At 44.5% G+C, this 6,172-nt stretch carries 1 protein-coding gene and 2 pseudogenes; 2 read left to right on the top strand and 1 reads right to left on the bottom strand.

The window, feature by feature from the left end; genetic code table 11:
* A pseudogene (locus QZ135_RS24195) lies at positions 1-319 on the top strand (hypothetical protein); the annotation flags it as partial.
* Positions 320-351: 32 nt separating this feature from the next.
* Entirely contained in the window at positions 352-3,252 is a 2,901-nt protein-coding gene (locus tag QZ135_RS24190) for an SIR2 family protein (RefSeq protein ID WP_294615605.1), read from the top strand.
* 793 nt (positions 3,253-4,045) lie between these two features.
* Here QZ135_RS24190 and QZ135_RS24185 read toward each other — a convergent pair.
* Positions 4,046-6,163, bottom strand: a pseudogene (locus QZ135_RS24185) (VirB4-like conjugal transfer ATPase, CD1110 family); the annotation flags it as partial.
* Positions 6,164-6,172: the final 9 nt, after the last annotated feature.

Genomic DNA, 6,172 nt, shown 5'->3' with positions numbered 1-6,172 from the left:
AGCGGTCGTAGACGCCGTGTGGGAGGCCAAGATTGGCAACATGGGCAAGGCGATCTATGTCTTTGAGGTCCAGTCCAAGGGCTCCATTGACAGCCTGATCCTGAATCTCAAAAAGGCACAGAGCAACGCTGCTGTTCAGGCCGTCGTCGCTGTCGCCGACGTGGAGCAACTTGCGAAAATCATCCGTGAAAGCGTCGGCGTCATCGATGAGAAGTCTCTTCGCACATGGAACTCCGATGACGTCCTCGCCGTCTACGACTCCCTTGCCCGAGCCCACGAGTCGATCAATAAATTGGCGCTGGTGCCGGAGAGCTTTTAGAAACACAATAATTATAAGTAGGAGGTTACAGAATGCAACAGCTGCAATTGGACGAGTTTTTACGCTCACTAAAACAAAATATTGACATGCCGCATTCTCTCCTACTTGGGGCAGGTGCATCTATTGAATCGGGTGTACAGTCTGCTACAGAATGTATTTGGTATTGGAAAAAAGAGATTTATCTATCTCAGAACCCTGGCGCGATTGGGAATTATAGCAATTCAAAGCTGGAGATTGTCAGACAAGTGATCCAAAAGTGGATCGACTCTCAAAACGGATATCCTGCACTTAATAGCGATGAAGAGTATTCTTTCTTTGCAGAAAAAGCCTATCCATTGGCAGAAGACAGACGAAAATATTTCCAGCATATGGTATCCACGCATGATCCCAGCTTGGGTTATCATATCATTTCGATGTTGGCCAAGAAAAACATAATTAAATGTGTTTGGACAACGAATTTCGATGGCCTTATGGCTAAATGTGCACATCAATACACTCCGCTTGTCCCTATAGAGATTACATCTGAGACGTCAGAACGAGTTTATCGAAATGATGTTGACCAGGAGCTACTATGTATTGCATTACATGGTGATTATAAATATGGATCACTAAAAAATACCGAAAACGAGCTCGATACACAAGATGGAGAACTAGAAAAAGCATTACGCCACCAATTGCAAAACAGGGATCTCATTGTAATCGGATATAGTGGTAGAGACCTTTCATTGATGCGCGCGCTTGAAAAAGTATATTCCGAAAAAGGAGCAGGCAGGCTCTTTTGGTGCGGCTATGGTTCGCATCCATCTTCAGCTGTATCTAAGCTGATAGATGATGCGAACACTAATGGAAGATCGGCGTACTATATTCCTACAGAAGGATTTGACAGCACCTTGTTTTCCATTGCTCGTCACTGTATGAGCGATGACAAGACATTTTTGACTGATCTAGACACCGTTCGAAAGCAGTTATCTGTTGTATCTCCCATCCAATCAAACAGCTTCATTCTCCCAAACGAGGTCGCAAATAAAGCAGTTGTCACAAACGCATATCCGATCACTTTTCCAAAGCAATGCTACATATTTGAAGTCAATTATAAGAGTGAGGAAAAACCTTGGGACTACTGTAAGTTTTTATATCAAAATAACATTATGGCAGTTCCGTATAAGGGCTTGATCTATGCTTGGGGAAGAAAAGAAGATATTGAAAACATATGTCATGGCAGACTGAAAAGTAGTATTGAACTGTGTCCAATAGACAAATCCTTTGCCGCTCACAATGTCACTATTCAAGAGTTGATTCTTAAAACGATTACTAGCCTTTTAGGAATTAATGGCCGCTTATGGTATTCAAAGGATAAGCTATGGGATACCAGAAGAGTTATCAAGTATCAAATTAATAAAAAAACAATAACGGGTTATCAAGGTGTTCAGCTATCGCTGCAGTTCGACGTGAAGTATTGCTATCTAACCTTTGCACCAAGCTATACTTATGCTGATGAAGCAGTATATTCAAAAGAAGAGAAAAAAGCATTTGCTGATTATTATAATGCTGGCGTTAATAACGGCAGGCCAAACAAAAACACGTATGACTACATTTCCAATTGGGTTACACGTGTTACAGGTAATAGTAATTTGAAGCTCTGTTTTCCGATCCAAGATACATCGCCTTTTATCTTCAATATTAGCTGTAAAAGCGCAATGTTGGGCGTTAATTTCGGGGGGAAATACCCTGTGAGGCTCTCTTCGGGTTTTTCTCCTAAGCGCATCGTGTTTACTGGAAGAGAATATAATGATCCAACTCTTTTGTTTTATAATCCTTCATCTGGTAAAACGGCTGGCGACTTCCACCCAATGCGGGGCTTGATTAATAATGGGCCGATTGACTTGCCACTTTATGCTAAACTGTTTAGTTCATCTATAAAACTAGGAGTGATATGTCCCAAAGGGTTTGAACAGAAGTTTTATTCATTCATATGCGGGCTTAACCTGCGCTCTGAAACGAGGCACAATCCCGACTACTTAATCTCATTCCCCGGCTTTTTTGAAGCCTTCAAGACGGGAGTTGACATTCCTGCCCCAGCTTCTGCTAATTGGGTTGATATTGAAGCGACAAAAGGACAAAACGAAGTTGACGCAATTCGACGATTTTGTGATCAAATAACTCGAAGAATAGATCAGATTAGTACAAACGTGGATGTTGTTTTGATCTATATTCCTAAGGAATTTGAGGTCTATACTGCCGTTTCTGACGGTTTTCTAAAATTTGACTTACACGACCATGTTAAGGCTTTTGCTGCACAAAAGCAAATTGCTACACAGTTTATACGGGAAAAAACAATAGAAAGCGATTTGAACTGTCAGATCATGTGGGCCCTCTCTCTTGCCATTTATGTTAAGGCTGGCAGGACTCCTTGGACAATTTCTGGTATTCAGCCTGATACTGCTTTTGCTGGGATTGGGTATAGTATTCTACCAGGTGGCGGCGGCAACAACATTGTCATTGGCTGTAGTCATATCTATACTTCCGATGGCTTGGGTATGAAGTATAAACTATCGAAATTGCAGGATGTGACAATCGATAAAAAACACAATCCATATCTTTCCGAAAATGAGGCGTATAGATTAGGGCTAAATATAAAAGAGCTGTTTTACAAGTCGTTCACGGAATTGCCTAAAAGAGTTGTAATTCACAAACGCACACCTTTTCGCAATGACGAAATCAAGGGCCTTGTAGATAGCCTTTCAAGCGCCGGCATTCAAGATGTTGAACTAATAGAAATAACCTATGAAGATGACTTGAAATGTTTTGCACTGAATTACAATTGCTCCGATGCAGATGCATTTCCAGTATTACGAGGATTGTGCTTTCCGTTGAACAATAACACCATGTATCTGTATACACATGGTAGTGTTGTTTCCATGGGTCATTGCTGAAATGCTTCCACGGCTCGAGAGTGTTATAGACCTTGCGGATTGCTTGCAGAATGGGCTGCGTTCTGAGGCTGGCAACAATATATTCCCACTTATTATTCTTATCAACGGTGTTCGCAAGCATCAGGTTCATGAAGTTGATAAGGTAATTGACTTGCTCTTTTTCGTCCGTCTTTGCTCTCCAGCCACCGGTGCGAATCTTCATACGGATTTCGTACAGGTTGGATTTAGGAACATCGAGATTAAAGAAGTTCGATGTTACGAGGTTGTACAGGTAGTCGGCCTCATCGAAATGTACCAGTGCATTGACCAAAGTGAGCATATCAATGGCAGGCTGGGACATATACAAGTCACCGCCTGTGTTGGTGTGTACGCTAATTCCGAGTCGGGCACAATCTGTACGAATCATGTCAGCCTGCCAGTTTTCGCGAACAAGGATTGCAATGCTCTTTTCTTTTGCAGAGAGCTTCATGCCATGGCTCTCTTCATACTGGATACGCTTCTGAATGCGCTTGATTTCTTCAACAAGAATCGGGATGCGCATCTCTTCGCTTGTGGTGGGAAGCCTACGATAGAAACGATTTACACTGGTTAAATACTTGCCGTTATAATCCTGTGTTCCAATAAGCCTGTCCTTATCTTCATCATAAGTAAGAAGTTCTTCGTCCAGTTTCCCCCATTTGGTAAAGGACCGATCAAAGATATCAAGTAAATGTTTGTCGGTGCGGTAGTTCCGCTGCAGAGAGAACTCCAACCATTTATCGGGATTTTCTGCGATACCTAATTGGTCAAAGGCTTTTTCCTTTGCGCCACGGAAACGGTAAATACACTGCTTAATATCGCCTACAAGGAACAGCTTATAATCAAGAACCTGTGAAATACGCAGCAGAGACTCGATTTGAGAGTCATCGGTGTCCTGGAACTCATCGACGAACATAAACTGCTGGGCGTGTTTATCTTTTTTTAGTTCCCTGATTCTGCTTTCGCTTTCTGGATTGTTGATAAAACGATTGAGAACAGACATCATGGAACTAAGGTGAATTTTGTTGTCCTCAATGAGTTCCTCAAAGTATTCACGCTCCACGGCAGGAATTACACTCGCAAGAAGCTCATGCAGTTCGCCGTGAGATTCATTGTTCAGAAGGGTCCCGAAGTCTTGGGGTTCAATAGCTCCAATGTCTACACTCTTGTTGTGAAGTTTTCCGATAAAATCAAGGATACTGTCACGGATAGCATAAACAGGCATACCCAGCTTGTCGGTATAGTTTTTGCCCTGCTCCATTTCTTTTTGATAAATATAGGCATCAAGCAAATCAGAGATCTTTTTACGGCGATAAAACTCGCTGGATGTAATACTTAAGTCAATTCCATATCCAAACGAAGTACCCATCTGAGCGATAAGGTTCTTGGCGTAGGAGTGAATGGTGCTTATCTGCATATGGTCAATCTGCGAGATCATCTGCAGATAATCGGGTTTTGAGGTTACCAGGTAGCAATTTTTGAAATATGCTTTGAGCTTTTCCTCCATTTGGTCGGCAGCTTCATTGGTGAATGTAATCATCACAATGCGGTCGGCCATCTTCTGCAGCGGGACATTTTGCGTATAGCAGATAAAGCCAATGCGAGAAATCATGGTATAGGTTTTTCCAGTACCGGCACCAGCACGAATGACAATATTCTTTTCGGGGGTTGCATGTTCAACTTGGTACTGCTCAAAGTTAAACTGGCTCTGCTCACTAAGCTTTTCGAGTATGCGTTTCTGGGCAGAACTGTAACTGCCATTTGGGATTGCGAAGGAAGTCGTATTCTTATCAAAGGGCGCACTCAATACACTCATGGAACAATGGAATCCCATGAACATAAGCTGATAGAGCTTGGTGTCCTGCGGGAACCGATTGATGAAGGGTACCAGCGCAGAGCCGTATTTAATCAGTCCGCAGCCGGCGTCGGCATTGGTGATATAGCTCATCTGCTCATTGGAGATGTTCAGGAGCTTGGCAAGCTGCCCTCTGTCGGAGGCCGCCTGATTCAACATGACCACAAATTCCGAGTTGGAAAGCATGGTGCTGGCCTGAACAGAATCCAGCAGATACTCCACATTCTGCGTGATCGCCGTGGGGTATGCGTTGCGCTTACGGAACTGTCGCCATGCGGAGTTGAAGAACTGCGCCGAGAACTCGTTCTCGAACACCACATGGAACTCGTCAATAAAGACATGGGTGCGCTTGCCCTTCTTCCAGTTCAGCGTCACGCGGTTGAGCATGGTGTCCGTAATCACCAGCAGGCCGGTGGGCTTGAGCTGGGAACCGAGACCGTGAATGTCGAACACCACGACACGCTTGTCGAGATCCACATTGGACTGCTTGCCGAAGATGTCCAGAGAACCGGTGGTATAGAGCTCAAGGGACAGCGCGATCTGCTTTGCTTCGGGTTCAGGCTGCTCCAGCAGCATATCGCGTAGGGTGCAGAGGGTGGGGATCGTCCCGGTGTCCGCCGCATTGCGGTACACATTGGTGATGCAGCGGTCGATGATAGACTTGTGCTGCGGGCCGACGCCCTTCTTGTCGATCTGCTCGATCAGAGACATAATGAACTCGGACTTTACGACAATGGGGTTGTTTTCACCGTACCCGTCCACCATATACATGGCATTGAGCCTGTCTCTGCCGCCGGCAGACACACGGATCACCGAGCCGAGACCGCCCATGGCTTCAATAAGCGGCGCGTATTCTCCCTCGGGGTCACAGATCAGAATATCATCGTTGGTGTTCAGAATGAGGAAGGTGATCAATTCCTTTGCCGAGAACGACTTACCGGAACCGGGAACGCCCAGCAGAAAAGCGGACTGGTTCAGAAGATTTGCCTTGTTGCACATGATGAGATTGTGGGAAATGGCATTTTCGCCGAAGTAAATGCCGCCCTT

Origin of the sequence: uncultured Bacteroides sp. (assembly GCF_905207245.1) — a bacterium.
Classification (GTDB): domain Bacteria; phylum Bacteroidota; class Bacteroidia; order Bacteroidales; family Bacteroidaceae; genus Bacteroides.
Note: the sequence above shows the minus strand (reverse complement) of the source record. Positions and strands in the feature narration are given on the sequence as shown.

Coding starts and splice junctions, on each gene's coding strand:
- QZ135_RS24190 (WP_294615605.1), top strand. CDS start 352: ATGCAACAGCTGCAATTGGACGAGTTTTTACGCTCACTAAAACAAAAT.